The following is a 20036-nucleotide window of genomic DNA, read 5'->3' on the forward strand; positions in this document are numbered from 1 at the left end:
AACTGCGTGAAATGAGATCAGTATCTGCAAATGTAATATAATGTTACATTGATACTATTCTTATCAGTAAAGCGCATAATGTAACTAATACTCTCAATTAGGATTTTGTTTACGATGATGAACTAGCCGGTGCTCATAGATTTTATTTGGCGATCTACGAATAGGACCAAAATCCTATTCATCAAGATCTCCAGAACGCCAAGGAAGCACCTATGCCTGCTCGTTCGTCTGTTCGTTCCGCTACGCTGAAGTCCCTGCCGATTTTTGGCCTGTCCCTCGCCGGTCTGCTCCCCATGACGGCGCCTGCATTCGCGCAGACGCTCCCCACGGGCGGCCAGATCGTGATGGGTCAGGCAGCGATCGAGACCCACGGGCAGACAACAACCGTGCAGCAATCGTCGTCCAAGGCGATCATCGACTGGAACGGCTTCTCCGTCGCCAAAGGTGCGACGGTGGACTTCCGCAATGGCAAGAACGGCGCGACCCTCAACCGGGTCAAGGGCAACGAGGCGAGCCTCATCAATGGTCTGATGAAGAGCGAGGGCTCGGTCTACCTCATTAACAAGAACGGCATTGTCGTCGGCAAGACGGGCGAGATCAATGTCGGTGGGCGTTTCGTCGGTTCGACCCAGGACATGTCCAACGAGAGCTTCCTGGCAGGCGGTGATCTCACGCTCTCGGGTGCGAGCGAAGCGACGATCGTCAACTACGGCAAGATCGGCAGCGTCGGCGGCGACGTCGCGCTCGTCGCGGCGAAGGTCATCAATGAAGGCGAGATCCGCGCCGCGAACGGCGACGTGGGCTTGCTGGCAGGCTATCAGGTGCTGCTGCGCGACCAGGCGCTTTCGGACGGCAAGTTCTCCGTGGTGATCGGCGGCGTCGGTACATCGGTGACCAACGCGGGATCGATCGAGGCCGTGAATGCCGAACTGCGCGCGCAGGGCGGTAACGTCTACGCGCTCGCCGGTAACACCAGCGGCGTGATCAACGCCACGGGTGTGTCCACCCGGGACGGCCGCATCTTCCTCACCGCCGGCGAAGGCGGCGAGGCGCACATTTCCGGCACGCTCGCGGCGCGCAAGGCGGACGGCGCCGGCGGCACGATCGAAGTGACCGGCACCAACATCCTGCTCGATCAGGGCGCCAAGCTCGACGCATCCGGCACCACGGGCGGCACGGTGCTGGTCGGCGGCGACTGGCAGGGCGGGGCGGACGCCTCGCTCCGCGTTGCCGATCATGATCTGCAGACGGCCAACGCCGTTGTGATGGCGCCGAATGCGACGATCGACGTTTCCGGCACCGAAGGCGCGGGTGGCACGGCGGTGCTGTGGTCCGACGCCTATACCAACTTCACCGGCCGGATCGATGCGCACGGCGCGACCAACGGCGGCATGGTCGAGACCTCCTCGAAGGGCAATCTTCAGGCCGTGGGCCAGGTCGACGCGTCGGGCGTCGCCGGCAAGGCCGGCCAGTGGCTGCTCGATCCTGCCGACATCACCATTTCGTCGGCCGCCACCAACAACGGCAACTTCGCGGGCAGCGACCCGTTCACTTTCACGCCCACGAGCTCGACTTCGGTCGCCAACGTTTCCCAGATCAACAGCGCCCTCAGTGCCGGCACCAGCGTCCGCATCGCAACCGGCACGACCTCGCCGACCGGCGGTTTCGGAGACATCACGCTCGACGCGGGCGCCACCATTGCCAAGACGGGATCGGCCGATGCGACGCTGAGCCTGCTGGCCTATCGCCACATCAAGCTGAACGGCTCCATCACTGCGTCAGGTGCCGGGACCGGCAAGCTCAACGTCGTGCTGAACAGCCGCTACGATGATGCCGCGAACGGAACGCGCGTGGGTAGCGTCGCGGTTGCCGGCAGCATCAATACCAATGGCGGCAACCTCATCATCGGCGGCGGCGTGGATGCTGCCGGCGCGGCGCAGGATGCCGCGACGAGCGGCGTCGACATCACTGGCGTGATCAACGCGAGCGGCGGCAACGTCGCCATCAAGGGTGCCAATACCGGCTCTGCCAGCAACGGCATCCGCTTCGGCAGCGGCGGCTCGATCATCACCTCGGGAACGGGGAGCATCTCGATCGAGGGCTCGGCGACCGGGAGCAATCATGCCATCTCGATCCTGAGCGGGGCCGGGGCGATCACCGCGGGTAGCGGCGGCATCCTCCTGAAGGGCACCGCGCAGACCGGCTCGGCGATTTCAAGCGCATCCACGGCGGACATCACCAGCGCCGGGGGCATCACGCTCACCGGCAACAGGAACGTGACGATCACCAACAGGCTGGTCGCCTCCGGGGCGTCCGGCGCGATCAACGTTGGCACGACCGCCGGCAACATCAGCCTGGGCGCCCTCAGCGGCCCGGGCGACATCACCGTCGTGAGCCCGGGAACACTGGCATTCGGCGCCGTCACCCAGACCGGTGCCGGCAACATGCTGTTCTCCAGCGGCGGCGCGCTCTCCACCACCGCCACGATCAGCAAGACCGGCGGCGACCTCTCGACGCTTACGCTCAAGGCGGCCACCGATCTTTCGGTCGGCGGCGCGATCACTGCGTCGACCGGTGGCAAGATCAACGTCTATCTCAACAGCCGGGCCAATGACGGCGCATCGGGCACGATCACGATCAGCAAGAGCATCGGGACCGCGGGCGGTGACCTGGTGGCATGGGGCGGATCGGCCCTGCCCAATCTCGCGGATCTCGCAGCCACCGGCTCGGCGAAATCCACCGCCATCGATGCCCATGGCATCCTGGTCACGGGCACCGGCACCACGCTGGATGCGGCGGGCGGCAATATCGGCCTGGCGGGTGAAGCCCATAGCGTGAAGGGCAATTCCGGCAATGCGGCTGTGCGCTTCGAGGCCGGCACCGTCATCAAGACCAGCGGAACGGGCTCGATCGGAATCAAGGCCACCGGCAATGCCAATTACGGCCTTGTCAGTCTCGCGACCATGTCCACCACCTCCGGTGCCATCAACCTCCTGGGGACAAGCGCCGGTGCTGCCTTCGCAGGCGTCGGCGTGCTCCTGTCGAATGGCGCGGTGGTGTCGACCGGGTCCGGCAACATCACGATGCAGGGTCAGGCGACGGGTGCCGACACCGGGCTAATGATCAACTCCAATACAGGGGCGGGGATCACCTCGACGAGCGGCAAGATTAGCCTGACCGGCACGGCGAGCGGCGCGAATGCCGTCGAAGGCATCGCCTTCATCGGTGCGGGCGTCCAGACGATCAGCACCGGCGGTGCGATCAGCATGACCGCCAGCGGCGGCACGACCTCCTTCAACAATGGTGTGCGGCCCAAGACGGCGTTGCTGCTCGGTGTCGGCGGCACCCCCCTTACGATCAGCGCTGGCGGCGATCTCACGATCAATGCGAGTGCGACGAGCGCGGCTGACACGGCGATCACGGCACAGGCGGGCGGGGCCTCTTCGCAACTGCCAAGCGGCTCCTTCATCAGCAGCGGCGGTACGCTGTCGATCAATGCCGGCGCGCCCAGCAAGGGCATCGTCATGGGTGACATGGCGATTACGGCGGGCAGCAACGCATCCATCGAATCCAGCAGCGGCGACATCACCTTCGGCCAGTTCACGTCGAACGGCGGAACGGTTTCGGTGAAGGCTGCGGGCAAGCTGACGACGGGCGCCGTGAATCTGGCGACCACAGGCAATACCTTGCTGCAGGGCGACGGGCTGTCGCTCGGCGCGATCACCAAGAAGGGCTCGGCAGCGGGCGCTTCGAACCTGACCATCAAGTCTACCACGAACATTGTCCTGGACAATGACATCACCACGGAAAGTGGTGCCGGCAAGATGAACGTCACCCTGAACAGCCGATCGAATGACGGCGCGACGGGGTCCATCACGGTCAACAAGAAGATCGCGTCGGGTGGGGGCGACATCAACTTCTATGGTGGCTCGGCGGCCGACATGAGTGGTGCCGCCATTGGCTCCACCACCGGTATTTCCGTCTCGCTCCTCGCCGGATCGACGGTCGACGCGAACGGAGGCAACATCTTCATGCGTGGCGGCGACCTGAATTCGGTCGCCTCGAACGGCATCTTTCTGGGCGGTACCGTTACCACGAACGGCACCGGCGGTATCACTGGCTACGGTAACACCGGCTCCAACTATACGGGCGTGTACATCGCCGGCGCAACCATGGCCGCCGGGGATGGTGGCATCAAGCTCGTCGGCGCCACCAGCAACATCGGTTCGCCTGCAAATGGCTCGGGAGTTCGGATCGCAGGCAGCGTCGCGGCAAACATCACGACGACGGGCGACCTGACGCTCACCGGAACCTCCACTGGATATCTCGGGATCCGTGTCGATACGAGTGCGGCAGGGACCGTCCTCAAGGGCACCAATGTTGCGCTGAACGGCTACTCGCTGGGGGGCGCGACCAGCACCAACGGCATCTTGTTCTCCAACACCCAGGACATCAAGATCACCGGTACCAACAAGGTTACGATCACCGGAACCGGCGGTGCCACGAATGCGGGCGGCACCAGCAAATCCGCAATCTCCTTCGGCACGGCCACCAGCAACCCGGCCATGGCGACGATCGAGGCCGGAAGCGGCGGTGTGCTGATCGACGGGACCGGCGCGGACAGCAACGCCACCTTCAGTTTCGACACCTGGATGGGGACGGCCGACGAGACGGCGCCGAACATCAAAATCGTCTCGGCCGGCGCCGTTGAAATGCTCGGCAACAGGGGCGTTGTCTACCGCGGAACCATCACTCAAACGGGCGGCGGCGCAAGCAAGCTCAGCGCGCAAGCGGGCGTGGTCTTGCTCAACAAATATACCGGCACGAATGCCGACTCGCTGACGCTCAGCAACCTGTCGGGCAATATTCGCGTGCTCGGAACAATTGCCACGACCAAGGATCTCAAGATCGAGGCAGCCGGGGTCGGGGGGTCGGTGCTCGTATCCGGGAGTCCGGTGGCCACAGATGCGGCGCTCACTTCGGGTGGCGCGCTCATCATCACGGCGCTTGAAGGTGTTACCACCCAGGCGCTCAGCCAGACAGGCACGACCGGCGTGGTCGAGATCCGTTCGGATACCGGTGCCGTCTCGACCGGCGCGATCGACATCCGGACCGCCGCTCGCACCGACATCAAGGCGGCAACGACGCTGACGACCGGCGCCATCACCCTGAACGGCGCCAGCGCCGTCACGCTCGATGCGGGCGCGGCACTGACCCCCGCCGTCATCACCAAGAAGGCCATCGCAACCGGTGCGTCCTCCCTGACGCTCAAGTCGGCGAGTGACATCACCATCGGCAACGCGATCACGACCGAAGCCAATGCCGGGAAACTGGACGTCACGATCAACGCCCGCTCCGGCGGTGCGGCGATCGGCACTGTCCGGGTGAACGCGGATGTCATCACGCAGGGCGGCGCGATTGCGATCGGGGGCGGCGCCACCGGCGCCGAGGGCGCGATGGGCTCCACCAATAGCGGCATTCTGCTCGCGAGCGGCATCAAGCTCGACGCGCGGCGCGCGGGCACCGATGGCGGAAACATCTCGCTGATTTCCAAGGCCACCTCCGCCGACGCGATCTGGCTCAACTCGACCAGCTCTATTCTCAGCAGCGGTTCGGGCTCCATCACGCTCGACGGCGACGCCTCGGCGAGCACCGGCGGCCGCGGCATCACCATCAGCGGCAGCACGATCCAGACGGGAACCGGCGCGATCTCGTTGACCGGCAAGTCGAACACCTGGGCCGCGATCGGCATCAACAACCCCACGGACACGCTGATCTCCACGGCCGGCGACGTCACACTGACCGGCTCTTCGCCCACAAACACTGGCATCTGGAAGTCGAACACCGGTCTTTTGACGGTCACCGGCCGGAACGTGACGCTGGATGGCAAGTCCACCGGCGGCGCGAACAGCATTCAGGGCATCTTCCTCAACCATAACGGCGCGGTGGATATCACTGGCACCAACTCGGTGACGCTGAAAGGGACGGGCGGCGCGCTCGCCGGTACCTCCAGCGCATCCGCGATCACATTCGGCAGCAGCAGCTACAACACCGCTGTCACGATCAACGCCGGCTCCGGCGGCCTCTCCATCGACGCCAATGCCGAAAGCACCGCCGCCTGGGGCTTCGACAATTACTCGCCTTCGGGTGCCTCGGCCGTCAAATATAATGTGGCTGGCGCGATCAACGTGACGTCCAACAAGGGCGTGCTCATGTATGGCAAGATCACCCAGACCGGGTCGGCTGCCAGCACGATCACCTCGACCGGCGGGACTGTCGTGCTCGGTCGTACCGGCTTTGTGGACACCAGCTTCGAGGGCGCGCTCACCGCTTCCGGCCTCGACGTCAACTCGGGTGCTCTGAGCGTCGGCGGCGCGCTTTCCGCCACCGCGACGGGCACGGCCATCAACCTGGGAACTGTCACCGCCAAATCGTCGATGATGCTGGATGCCGTTACGTCGATCACCACCGGCACGATCACGCAGCCTTCCAACACCAATACCGGCGATCTCACCCTGAAGGCCGGCACGACGATCTCGACCGGCGCGATCAACTGGGCCACCGGCAACATGACGCTCAGCGCCGGCTCGGACCTGACCCCGGCGGCGATCACGAAGATCGCCGGATCCCTGGGAACCTCGACGCTCACGGTGAAGTCCAATGGCAACGTCACGGTCGCGAATGCGATCCAGGCGGCTGCCGGCGCCGGACCGCTCAACGTCACCCTCAACAGCCGTGCCGCCGATGCGGCGAACGGCACGGTGACCGTGTCCACCGCCATCACCACGCGTGGCGGCAACATCCTGCTGCGCGGCGGATCGTCTGCGCTTGCGACGATCAGCGACCCGTCCGCATCCGCAGCGGCCTTCACCGCTTTCGCAACGGAAATGGGCAAGACCGGGACGGCCATCAACCTGTCCAATGCAGGCCTGCTGAACGCGGGCGGCGGCGACATCCAGCTTCGCGGCACGTCCGCGACGGCCGGGCTCAGCCTCACCGCCGGAACGCTGGCCACCACCGGCACCGGCGCGATCAAGCTCTACGGCTACAGCTCGTCGGCAACGGCGAGCGGGGCGGGGAGCGCGGTCAATATCACTGGCGCGAACGTATCGACCGTCGATGGCGACCTGACCGTCGTCGGCGCGACGAACCAGCTCGCCAATTCGGACGCCGTGCATCTTGAAAATGCATCGGTCACCTCGTCCAAGGGCAATGTCCTGATCGCCGGCGCATCCAGGCGCGGCGCGGCCGGCACCGGGAACCTGACCGGCGTGGTCATGAAGAATGCCATCGTCGGCGTGAATGGCGCCGGCGCGGCGGGCAACCTCACCATCATCGGCCAGGGCGGCGGCGGTGCCACCGGCGGCGTCGGCGTCTATGTGGCGGGCGGCTCCGTGGTCTCCACCTCCTCGGGCACGACCTCGATCCTCGGCGGAAGCGGCGGCGGTTCCGGGACGACCAACTACGGCATCTATCTCGACCAGAACGGCAGCGCTTCTCCGCTCGTGAACACCACGGGTAGCGGCGCGGTGACGCTGGAAGGCCGCATCGGAGGGCTCGACAACCAGACCATCGGCGGCACGGACATCGGCATCTATCAGGGACCGAACGGTTCGGCTGTGATCGGAAACGGTGGCAGCGGCGGCCTCACGCTGATCGCCAACAAGATGGCGCTCAACAATGGCGGCGGCAGCCCCGCGCTGCTGAACACCACCGGCGCCCTGGTGCTTCGCCCGCAGGCGGGCGGCAACTTCATCGTCGACAGCAACATCCTGCCGGCGCTGATCGCGAACAACAGCTATCGGGCGAATTATTCGTCGGTCACCTTCGGCTCGACGGATGCCGCCTCGCTGATCTTCAACACCACGGCGACAGCGAACACTTACGCCGCAACGGCGCCTCTCAACCTCGCATCGGGCGGGACCATCGCGATCGGTGGCACCGGTCCGCTGACGGCTGCGGGCGGTCTCGCCCTGCAAGCCGGCGGTGCCGTGACGCAGTCGGTGGCGATCACGACCAACTCGCTGCGTGGCAAGGCTGGCTCGCTGACCCTCACCAACGCCCTCAACGAGATCGCCGGGCTGGGGCCGATGGCTGTGACGAGCGATCTGTCGCTCGCGACGCGGAACGGGCTGACGATCAACGGAGCAGTCACCACCGGGACCGGTCTCGTCCGCGCCGGGGGTGATCTCACCTTCGCCGCAGGGAGCTCGCTGGCCGCCTCAGGCGCGGGCACGGCCCTCAACCTGACCACCGGCACGAAGGTCATCAATCAGGCGGGTGCCTCGGCGCTCTCCACGCCCGGCGGCCGCTGGCTGCTCTGGTCCCAGGCGCCGACGAGCGACTCGCTGGACGCGCTGGCTTATGGCTTCCGCCAGTATGGCGCCGTCTATGGCGCCACGGCGCCGGCCCTCGCGACGGGCAATGGCGTGCTCTACACCGACACGCCCTCTGTCTCGGTGGCGCTGACCGGCACCTATAGCCGGGATTATGACGGCACGACCGATGCCGCCCTGGCGCAGTCCAACTTCGTCGCCACGGGTCTCACCGGCACGGAGCGCGCAACGGTCTACTCCACCGCCTCCTTCGATACGAAGAACGTGGGAACCGGCAAGACCATCCTCGCCGACGACCTGGCGGTCGTGGTCCGCGACGGCAGCGTGAAGGTGTTCGGCTACACGCTGTCCAACTTCTCCGCGACGGGTGCGATCGGCGTCATCACGCCCAAGCTCCTGACAGCCGGCCTCACCGGCAATGTCAGCAAGGTCTATGACGCCGGCTTGTCCGCTGTCATGCAGGCTTCCAACTACACGCTGACAGGCGTGATCGATGGGGAAACGGTTGACCTCGTCAAGCCCGCGAACGGCCTCTTTGCCGACAAGAATGCCGGCAATAACAAGCTGGTAACGGTCGGTGGCCTGGCGCTCAGCGGCGCTGATGCCTCGAACTACACGGTTGCTTCCAGCGTCTCGGGCAACATCGGCACGATCACGCCGAAGGAACTGACCGCGAGCCTCACGGGCGTGGTGAGCAAGACCTATGACGGTTCGACCGTTGCGGCGGTCATGGCCTCGAACGTGGCGTTCGATGGTGTCCTCGGGCTGGATGCGGTTACTGCCGCCAGCGGTCTGACCGGCACTTATGCGGACAGGAATGCGGGAACGGGCAAGATCATCGACGCCCAGGGCCTGAGGCTGACCGGCGTCGACGCCGCGAACTACACCGTCTCCTCGAGCGTTTCCGGCGCGATCGGCACGATCCTCGCCAAGGCGCTCACCCTGACGGCCGTGGCCGACAGCAAGACCTATGACGGCACGACGCTCTCCGGCGGAACGGTCCGGGTAACCGGTCTCGTGCTCGGCGACGACGTCAGCGCAACGCAGTCGTTCAACAGCCGTGATGCAGGGGCTCGCACGCTGCAGGTCGACGATGTCTACGTGATTTCCGACGGATTTGGCGGCGCCAACTATGTCGTCACGAAGGGCGCCGAAGTCAGCGGAACGATCGCAAAGCGCCTCGTGACCACCACGGTCAATGCCCAGGACAAGATCTATGACGGCCAGACCGGGGCAACGGGGAGCTTCTCCTCTCTCGCCAACCGCCTGCTGAGCGACGATGTCTCGCTCGACACCAGCAATGGCCATCTGGCCTTCCTGGACCGCAATGCCGGAACCGGCAAGGCGGTGGTCGCCAGCGGCTATGGCCTGACCGGGGCGGACGCCGCCAACTATACGCTCGGTGCCATTGGTGCGGGCGTGGCCAATATCGACAAGGCGACGCTGACCCTCACCGCGGTGGCGGATAGCAAGACCTATGACGGCAACACGCTCTCGGCGGCAACGGTCCTGTCCTCCGGTCTGATTTCCGGTGACATGGTCGTGGCGACGCAGGCGTTCGACAGCAAGAATGCGGGCAGCCGCAATCTCTCGGTCAACGGCTGGACGATCAGCGACGGCAACGGTGGCGGCAACTATGTCGTCGCCAAGGTCGATGCGCTCGGGACCATCGGAAAGAAGACGATCTCGGGACAGCTCAGCGGCATCATCAGCAAGGTCTATGACGGCACCACCAACGCGGTGCTTTCCGGAACCAGCCTCGATGGCGTTCTCTCCGGAGACACAGTCGTGGTCTCGGCCGGGCTCGCTACCTATGCCGACAAGAATGCCGGTGCGAACAAGCTGGTGACCGTCACGGGCATGGCCCTGGGTGGTGCTGACGGGGGCAACTATGTCCTCGCTCAGGATCATGCGTCGGCTCATGTCGGAACGATCACGGCTCGCCAGGTCGTCGCTGCCAGCACGGGTGCCGGCGCCAAGACCTATGACGGCTCGAACCTGCTCGCCAATGGCCAGCTCGGGACGATCTCGTTCGTCGCGGCGGACGCCGACACGCTCGCCATGATGGCGTCCGACGGCGTGACTTTCGACAGCAGCGGCGTCAGCGGCACGCTCGTCGATCGCAATGCCGGCACGGGCAAGGTGGTGACCCTCACGGGCTATGCGCTCGCCAATAACGGCCATGGAAACTATGTTCTGGCGGGTTCGACCGCACAGGGCATGGCGGACGTCGCTCGCAAGGCGTTGGTGCTCACCGCGGTGACCGACCACAAGGTCTATGACGGCGCAGTGACCTCGCTGGGCGTGGTGCAGTCTTCCGGCCTGATCGCGGGCGACACGGTCTCCGCGACGCAGATCTTCGACAGCAAGGATGCCGGCGCCCGGATGCTGGTCGTCGACGACTATGCCGTTGCGGACGGCAATGGCGGCGGCAACTACGCCGTCACCAGGAACGCCGCGGCGGGCCTGATCGACAAGCGGGCGGTCAGCACGAGCCTCATCGCCAACGACAAGGTCTATGACGGCACGACGGCTGCGACCGGCAGCTTCGGCACGATCAACAATGTCGTGTCGGGCGAGGCGCTGAACGTTGTCGGCACATTGACCTTCGACAGCCGCAATGCCGGTGCCAACCGGGCGGTCTCCGTCTCGGACGCTACCCTCACCGGGGCGGACGCGCGAAACTATGTGCTTGATCCGATTGCCGATGGCAGCGCTTCGATCAGCAAAGCGAACCTGATCCTCACCGCCGGTGTCGACACGAAGGTCTATGACGGGAAGACCGACTCCGCGGGGACTGTCGTCGCGACCGGCCTCGGCGCGGGCGACAGCTTCACGGCGACGCAGAGCTTCGACGGCAAGGACGCCGGCATTCGTACGCTGAACGTGAATGGCGGCTATCAGGTGCTGGATGGCAATGGCGGCGACAACTACATCGTCACCCTCGCTACCAACGCCGGCACCATCACCAAGCGCGTGGTGACGACGGGCGTCATCGTCGACAGCAAGGTCTACGACGGCACGACCGACGCCACCGGCAGCTTCAGCGTTCTGGACAATGTCCTGACCGGCGAAACCGTCCTGATGGACGGCGGTATCCTCACCTTCGCCGACAGGAACGCCGGCGTGGGCAAGGCGGTCACCGTGACTGGGGCGACGCTCACTGGTGCCGATGCCGGCAACTACGTGCTCAGCACCGTCGCGAACGGCACCGGCACCATCACCGCCAGGGAGCTGACGCTCACGGCGGTCGCCGATACCAAGATCTATGATGGTGGCGTCGGCTCTTCCGGCTTCGTCCACATCGATGGGCTGGTGACTGGCGACAATGTGATCGCGACGCAGGTCTTCGACGGCAAGACGGCAGGCGACCACCTGCTGCAGGTCAAGGACTGGACGGTCAGTGACGGCAATCGTGGCGACAACTACACCGTCCGCATCGGCGACGCGGTGGCCGGCACGATCGAAAAGCGCGTCATCAACGCGGCGGTCATCGTCAATGACAAGGTCTATGACGGCACCACTGCGGCGGTCGGCACCTTCGCCGGTCTGACCGGCTACGTCTCGGGCGACGACATCGGAATGGACAGCAGCAGCGGCACGCTGGCATTCCTCGATCGCAACGCCGGAAACGGCAAGGCGGTCACGGTCACCGGCGCAAATCTGAGCGGTGCTGACGCGGGCAACTACGTGCTCGGCAACGTGGCGAGCGGCACGGCCAACATCGCGAAGGCGACACTGACGCTGACGGCGTCCGACGACGCCAAGGTGTATGACGGCACGGTTCTCTCCAACGGGATCGTCGGAGTGACGGGTCTCGTCAACGGCGACCTGATTGACGGCGTGACGCAGGCGTTCGACAGCAAGGCTGCGGGCAACCGCGCCCTGAAGGTGAACGGCTGGACGATCACGGACGGCAACGAGGGCGGCAACTACACGGTGGTGAAGGTCGATGCGGCCGGCACGATCGACCGCAAGACGATCAGCGGCGCGCTCGCCGGCGTGGTCAGCAAGGTCTATGACGGCACGGACGCCGCGACGATCCTGCCGACCAACCTCGACGGCGTGATCGCAGGCGACTCCGTTACGGTCACGGCGGCCAACGCCAGCTATGCCGACAAGAATGCCGGCACGAACAAGCTGGTCACGGTGAGCGGCATGGTGCTGAACGGCATGGATGCGGCGAACTATGTGCTCGACCAGGATCATGCTTCGGCTCATGTCGGCACGATCACGGCGCGCCAGGTCACCCTGAGCACCACCGGACATGGCGCCAAGGTCTATGACGGCACCACGCACCTCGGCGCGGCGCAGCTCGGTACGCTCAGCTTCGTGCTGGCGGACGGCGACGCCACGACCTCGGCCCTGCTCCTTGCGGACGGGGTGACGGCGGATGCCTCCATGGTCTTCGGCACCTTCGACGATCGCAACGCCGGCACCGGCAAGGGCGTCACGCTCAGCGGCTATGCTCTCGCGAACAACGCGCTCGGCAACTATGTGCTGGCGAACGACACGGTCCATGGCCTGGCCAACATCGCGAAGGCGACACTGACGCTGACGGCGTCCGGCGACGCCAAGGTGTATGACGGCACGGTTCTCTCCAACGGCATCGTCGGAGTGACGGGTCTGGTCAACGGCGACCTGATCGACGGCGTGACGCAGGCGTTCGACAGCAAGGCTGCGGGCAACCGCGCCCTGAAGGTGAACGGCTGGACGATCACGGACGGCAACGAGGGCGGCAACTACACGGTGGTGAAGGTCGATGCGGCCGGCACGATCGACCGCAAGACGATCAGCGGCGCGCTCGCCGGCGTGGTCAGCAAGGTCTATGACGGCACGGACGCCGCAACGATCCTGCCGACCAACCTCGACGGCGTGATCGCAGGCGACTCCGTTACGGTCACGGCAGCCAACGCCAGCTATGCCGACAAGAATGCCGGCACGAACAAGCTGGTCACGGTGAGCGGCATGGTGCTGAACGGCACGGATGCGGCGAACTATGTGCTCGACCAGGATCATGCTTCGGCTCATGTCGGCACGATCACGGCGCGCCAGGTAAGCCTGAGCACCACCGGACGCGGCACCAAGGTCTATGACGGCACCACGCACCTCGGGCTGGCGCAGATGGGCGACATCAGCTTCGTTGCCGCGCAAGGTGATGCGGATACCTGGGCTCTGTTGCAGGCGGACGGCGTGTGGCTGGATGACAGCGGCGTCACCGGTGTGCTGGCCGACCGCAATGCCGGCACTGGCAAGAGCGCTGTCCTTTCCGGCTTCGCCCTCGCCAACAATGGCGCCGGCAACTACGTCCTGGCGTCGCCAGCGGCCCAGGCCGTGGTGGACGTGGCCCGCAAGACACTGACGCTGACCGCCTCGAGCGACAGCAAGGTGTATGACGGCTCGGTCCTCTCGGCAGGGAGCGTCATGGTCGACGGTCTGGTCGGCGGCGACACGCTGGTCGCAACGCAGTCCTTCGACAGCAGGAATGCCGGCAACCGCGCCCTGAAGGTCTCCAGCTCGGAGATCAGCGACGGCAACGGAGGCAACAACTATCTGGTGGTGAAGGTCGATGCCGCGGGCACGATCGCCAAGCGGACGGTATCCAGCGCGGTCAGCGCCAATGACAAGGTCTATGACGGCACCGTCACGGCAACCGGCACTTTCGCTGAGATCGTGAACAAGGTGTCCGGAGACCAGCTGACGGTGAATGCCGATCTCAGCTTCGCGGACAGGAATGCCGCTCTGGGCAAGATGGTGACGGTGACGAATGCGCGCCTCGAGGGTGCGGACGCTGCCAACTATCAGCTTGATCCCATTGCGGTGACCAGCAACGTCGCGACGATCCACAAGGCGGTGCTGACCCTGACGGCAAGCGCGGACCACAAGGTGTATAACGGCGACAACCTCTCCTCGGGGATGGTTCAGCAGAGCGGCCTGGTCTCGGGCGACAGCTTCACGGCCACGCAGATCTTCGACAGCAAGAATGCGGGCAGCCGCACCCTTCAGGTCGATGGCTGGACGGTCGATGACGGCGTGGGCGGCAACAACTATGTCGTCGTTCGGGGCGCGGCTGCGGCCGGCGTCATCGATCGTCGCACGCTGACGACGTCGGTCCTGGTGGACAGCCGGGAATATGACGGGACGACGTCTGCGACTGGTGTGTTCGGTCAGCTCGATAATCTGGTGGCTGGCGAGGATGTGACGCTGCAGGGCGGCATCCTGTCCTTTGCGAACCGCAATGCGGGCACGGGCAAGACCGTGAACGTGAGCGGCGCGATGCTGGCCGGCGCGGATGCGGCGAACTACGTGCTGAGCACCGTGGCGAGCGGCACGGGCACGATCACGGCGAAGAACCTGATCCTGAACGCAGTGTCGGATACCAAGGTGTATGATGGCCTGACGCACTCGAACGGTCTGGTCGAAGCGGTCGGTCTGGTGGGCGGCGACATCGTCAATGCCACCCAGAAGTTCGACGGCAAGAATGCCGGCGATCGCCTGCTGCAGGTCGATGGCTGGACGGTTGCGGACGGCAATGGCGGCAACAACTATGTTGTCATCGTTGGCGGCAGCGCGACCGGCCGGATCACGCCGAAGGAACTGCAGGTCACCTCGCAGGTCGACAACAAGACCTATGACGGCACGACGGCGGCGACTGGCACGATGACGGGCCTGTTCGGGATCGTGGGTCATGACGACGTCACGGTTCAGGGCAGCGGCCAGTTCACCTTCGTGGATCGCAATGCCGGCAACGGCAAGGCGGTGACGGTGAGCGGGGTGAGCCTGTCGGGTGCGGATGCGGGCAACTATGTGCTTGGTTCGCTGGCGAACGGGACGGCCAACATCGCCAAGGCGGTGCTGACGCTGACGGCTTCGGACGATGCCCGGATCTATGACGGCACGGCGCTTTCGGGCGGTCTGGTCGGCGTGACGGGCCTCATCCAGGGCGACACGATCAGCGGCGTGACGCAGGCGTTCGACAGCAAGGCCGCGGGCAACCGGGTCGTGAAGGTGAACGGCTGGACGCTGGACGACGGCAACGAGGGTGGCAACTACACGGTGGTGAAGGTCGATGCGGCCGGCACGATCGGGCGGAAGCTGCTCACCGGTGCCCTGGTCGGCACGGTCGGCAAGGTCTACGACGGCACGGCCGCCGCGACCCTGCTGGGCGCCAACCTGGACGGCGTGATCGCCGGCGACGCGGTGACGGTCTCGACAGCCAGCGCGAACTATGCCGACAAGAATGCCGGCACGCACAAGCTGGTCACGGTGAGCGGCATGGTGCTGAACGGCACGGATGCAGACAACTACATCCTGCTCCACGACAGTGCCTCGGCCCATGTCGGCAAGATCGACGCACGCACCGTCAACGTCACCACCTTCGGACGCGGCGCCAAGACCTACGACGGAACCACCATGCTCACGGCGGCGCAGCTTGCGGCTCTGGAACTTGGTGTGGCGGATGCCGATACGGCGGCGCTGATGTTTGCGGACGGCGTCAACTTTGACGGCAGCGTGCTCACCGGCACGCTGGCGGACCGCAACGCCGGCACCGGCAAGGTTGTGATCCTGAGCGGCTATGCCCTGAGCAACAACGCGCTGGGCAACTATGTCCTCGCCGCCGCTCCGGCTCATGGCGTGGCAGATGTGGCCCGCAAGGCCCTGGTGCTGACCGCCGCAACCGACAGCAAGGTCTATGACGGCAACAACGCTTCGTCGGGCACGGTCATCCAGAACGGGCTCGTCAGCGGAGACACGGTGACCGCGACGCAGAAGTTCGACGGCAAGGATGCGGGCAACCGCGCTCTGGTGGTCGGCAACTGGTCGATTGAAGACGGCGCCGGTGGCGGCAACTATATTGTCAGCACCGTCGACGTCGCCGGCACCATCGCCAAGCGCACCGTCACGACCTCGATCACGGCCAACGACAGGATCTATGACGGAACGAATGTTGCCACCGGTACCTTCGCACCGCTGCAGAACATCGTGGACGGCGAAAGCCTGGGCATCACCGGCATGCTTACCTTCGATGACAAGCATGTCGGGTCCGGCAAGGCAGTGACGGTCAGCAATGCCACGCTGACGGGCATGGACGCACGCAACTATGTGCTGGCTCCGATCGCCCAGGGCACTGCCTCGATCGGCAAGGCCCATCTGGTCCTCGCCACCGTGAATGACATCAAGGTGTATGATGGCTTGAGAGGGTCGTCTGCGGCGGTCCAGGCACATGGCCTGGTCTCGGGCGACAGCTTCACGGCCACCCAGTCCTTCGACACGAAGAATGCGGGCGCTCGTGCACTGACGATCAATGACGGCTGGACGGTCGACGATGGCAATGGCGGCAACAACTATGTCGTGACCCTCGACAACAACGCGGCAGGTGCGATCACGCAGCGCACGCTGGCGACGTCGGTCCTGGTGGACAGCCGGGAATATGACGGGACGACGTCTGCGACTGGTGTGTTCGGTCAGCTCGATAATCTGGTGGCTGGCGAGGATGTGACGCTGCAGGGCGGCATCCTGTCCTTTGCGAACCGCAATGCGGGCACGGGCAAGACCGTGAACGTGAGCGGCGCGATGCTGGCCGGCGCGGATGCGGCGAACTACGTGCTGAGCACCGTGGCGAGCGGCACGGGCACGATCACGGCGAAGAACCTGATCCTGAACGCAGTGTCGGATACCAAGGTGTATGATGGCCTGACGCACTCGAACGGTCTGGTCGAAGCGGTCGGTCTGGTGGGCGGCGACATCGTCAATGCCACCCAGAAGTTCGACGGCAAGAATGCCGGCGATCGCCTGCTGCAGGTCGATGGCTGGACGGTTGCGGACGGCAATGGCGGCAACAACTATGTTGTCATCGTTGGCGGCAGCGCGACCGGCCGGATCACGCCGAAGGAACTGCAGGTCACCTCGCAGGTCGACAACAAGACCTATGACGGCACGACGGCGGCGACTGGCACGATGACGGGCCTGTTCGGGATCGTGGGTCATGACGACGTCACGGTTCAGGGCAGCGGCCAGTTCACCTTCGTGGATCGCAATGCCGGCAACGGCAAGGCGGTGACGGTGAGCGGGGTGAGCCTGTCGGGTGCGGATGCGGGCAACTATGTGCTTGGTTCGCTGGCGAACGGGACGGCCAACATCGCCAAGGCGGTGCTGACGCTGACGGCTTCGGACGATGCCCGGATCTATGACGGCACGGCGCTTTCGGGCGGTCTGGTCGGCGTGACGGGCCTCATCCAGGGCGACACGATCAGCGGCGTGACGCAGGCGTTCGACAGCAAGGCCGCGGGCAACCGGGTCGTGAAGGTGAACGGCTGGACGCTGGACGACGGCAACGAGGGTGGCAACTACACGGTGGTGAAGGTCGATGCGGCCGGCACGATCGGGCGGAAGCTGCTCACCGGTGCCCTGGTCGGCACGGTCGGCAAGGTCTACGACGGCACGGCCGCCGCGACCCTGCTGGGCGCCAACCTGGACGGCGTGATCGCCGGCGACGCGGTGACGGTCTCGACAGCCAGCGCGAACTATGCCGACAAGAATGCCGGCACGCACAAGCTGGTCACGGTGAGCGGCATGGTGCTGAACGGCACGGATGCAGACAACTACATCCTGCTCCACGACAGTGCCTCGGCCCATGTCGGCAAGATCGACGCACGCACCGTCAACGTCACCACCTTCGGACGCGGCGCCAAGACCTACGACGGAACCACCATGCTCGGATCCGGGCAGCTCGGTTCGCTTCTCTTCCTCGCGGCCGATGGCGACATCGACACGCAGGACCTGATGGCGGCCGACGGGGTCTGGCTGGACACCAGCCATGCAACCGGCATGCTCGCCGATCGCAATGCCGGAACCGGCAAGAGTGTCCTCCTCGGAGGCTATGCTCTGGGTGGAAACGAGGCGGGCAACTATGTCCTCGCATCCGGCACCGTGCATGGACTTGCCGACGTCGCTCGCGCCCAGCTCCTGCTGAACGCGGTCGCAGACAGCAAGGTCTATGACGGCACCAGCACTTCCCTGAAGCAGGTCCAGATCAACGGCCTCGTCCAGGGCGACAGCGTGACGGCAAGCCAGTCGTTCGACGGCAAGGATGCAGGCGCTCGACTGCTCCGGGTGGGCGATGTCATGCTGGATGACGGCAATGATGGTGCGAACTATGCGATCGTGCTGGGCACGGCGGATGGGACCATCGCTCGCCGGACCCTGGTGGTGACGCTGGACAACGCCACCAAGGTGGAAGGCATGGTGGACCCGGCGCTCAGCTTCACGGTTGGCGGCGACGGTCTGGTCAGCGGCGACACGCTGGGCGGAACGGCGCAGCGCGAGGCAGGCGAATCCGTCGGCAACTACGCCATCAACGGGGGCAGCCTCGCGGCCGGCGCCAACTACAACATCGAGTTCGCACCGGGCACTTTCACCATCACGGCGGGAACGAATAATCCCGACAATGGCGGCACCCCCGGCGGCGACAATGGCGGCACCCCCGGCGGCGACAATGGCGGCACCCCCGGCGGCGACAATGGCGGCACCCCCGGCGGCGAAAACGGTGGCACCCCCGGCGGCGACAACGGCGGCACCCCCGGTGGCGACAATGGTGGCACCCCCGGCGGCGACAACGGCGGCACCCCCGGCGGCGACAACGGTGGCACCCCCGGCGGCGACAACGGCGGCACCCCCGGTGGCGACAATGGCGGCACCCCCGGTGGCGACAACGGTGGCACCCCTGGCGGCGACAACGGTGGCACCCCTGGCGGCGACAATGGCGGGACCCCCGGCGGCGACAATGGCGGGACCCCCGGCGGCGACAACGGTGGCACCCCCGGCGGCGACAATGGCGGCACCCCCGGCGGCGACAACGGTGGCACCCCCGGCGGCGACAATGGCGGGACACCCGGCGGCGACAACGGTGGCACCCCTGGCGGCGACAACGGCGGCACCCCTGGCGGCGACAATGGCGGCACCCCTGGCGGCGACAACGGTGGCACCCCCGGCGGCGACAATGGTGGGACCCCCGGCGGCGACAATGGCGGCACCCCCGGCGGCACCCCCGGTGGCGACAACGGTGGCACCCCCGGTGGCGACAACGGTGGCACCCCCGGCGGCGACAATGGCGGCACCCCCGGCGGCGACAATGGCGGCACCCCCGGCGGCGACAATGGCGGTACCCCCGGCGGCGACAATGGCGGCACCCCCGGCGGCGACAATGGTGGCACCCCCGGCGGCGACAATGGCGGCACCCCTGGCGGCGACAATGGTGGCACCCCCGGCGGCGACAATGGCGGTACCCCCGGCACCATCACGCCCGAGATCGTGAAGGAGGCCGAGCAGCTCGGCGACCTGGCGACGCGTCCGCTTTCGAAAACGATGCTCCAGTGGGGAACGCTCCCCGCCGGCGCCACCGGGTTCAATCCGTACGCGGCCTCCGGCTCGGGCGGTGCGGCCTTCCTTCCCGGGGTGGTGGCAGATACGGTCCAGGTGACCTTCGATGGTGCCACCGGAACCTTCGTGGTGGGCGACACCTCTGCCGAGGGTCAGGCTTCGGGCCAGGAAGATGATCTCGATCTGGTCTGCCGTGTGGGCGGCCGCGAGAGCCAGGATGAATGTTCGGCGATCGGGGGACGTGGTCTTCCCCACTCGACGAACAGGGTGATTGCGCCAAATCTGCGCTTCACCTCCAAGTGACCGGGTAGGCGCGGCGGG

General features: G+C 65.8%; 1 protein-coding gene. It reads left to right on the forward strand.

Annotation, left to right across the window (positions count from 1 at the left end):
- The first annotated feature begins 293 nt into the window (after positions 1-293).
- Positions 294-20018, forward strand: a complete 19725-nt coding sequence (locus HNP60_RS06945) for a YDG domain-containing protein (protein WP_184151869.1) — start codon at positions 294-296, stop codon at positions 20016-20018.
- The last annotated feature ends 18 nt before the right edge of the window (positions 20019-20036 follow it).

Origin of the sequence: Sphingobium lignivorans (genome assembly GCF_014203955.1) — a bacterium.
Taxonomy (GTDB): Bacteria; Pseudomonadota; Alphaproteobacteria; order Sphingomonadales; family Sphingomonadaceae; genus Sphingobium; species Sphingobium lignivorans.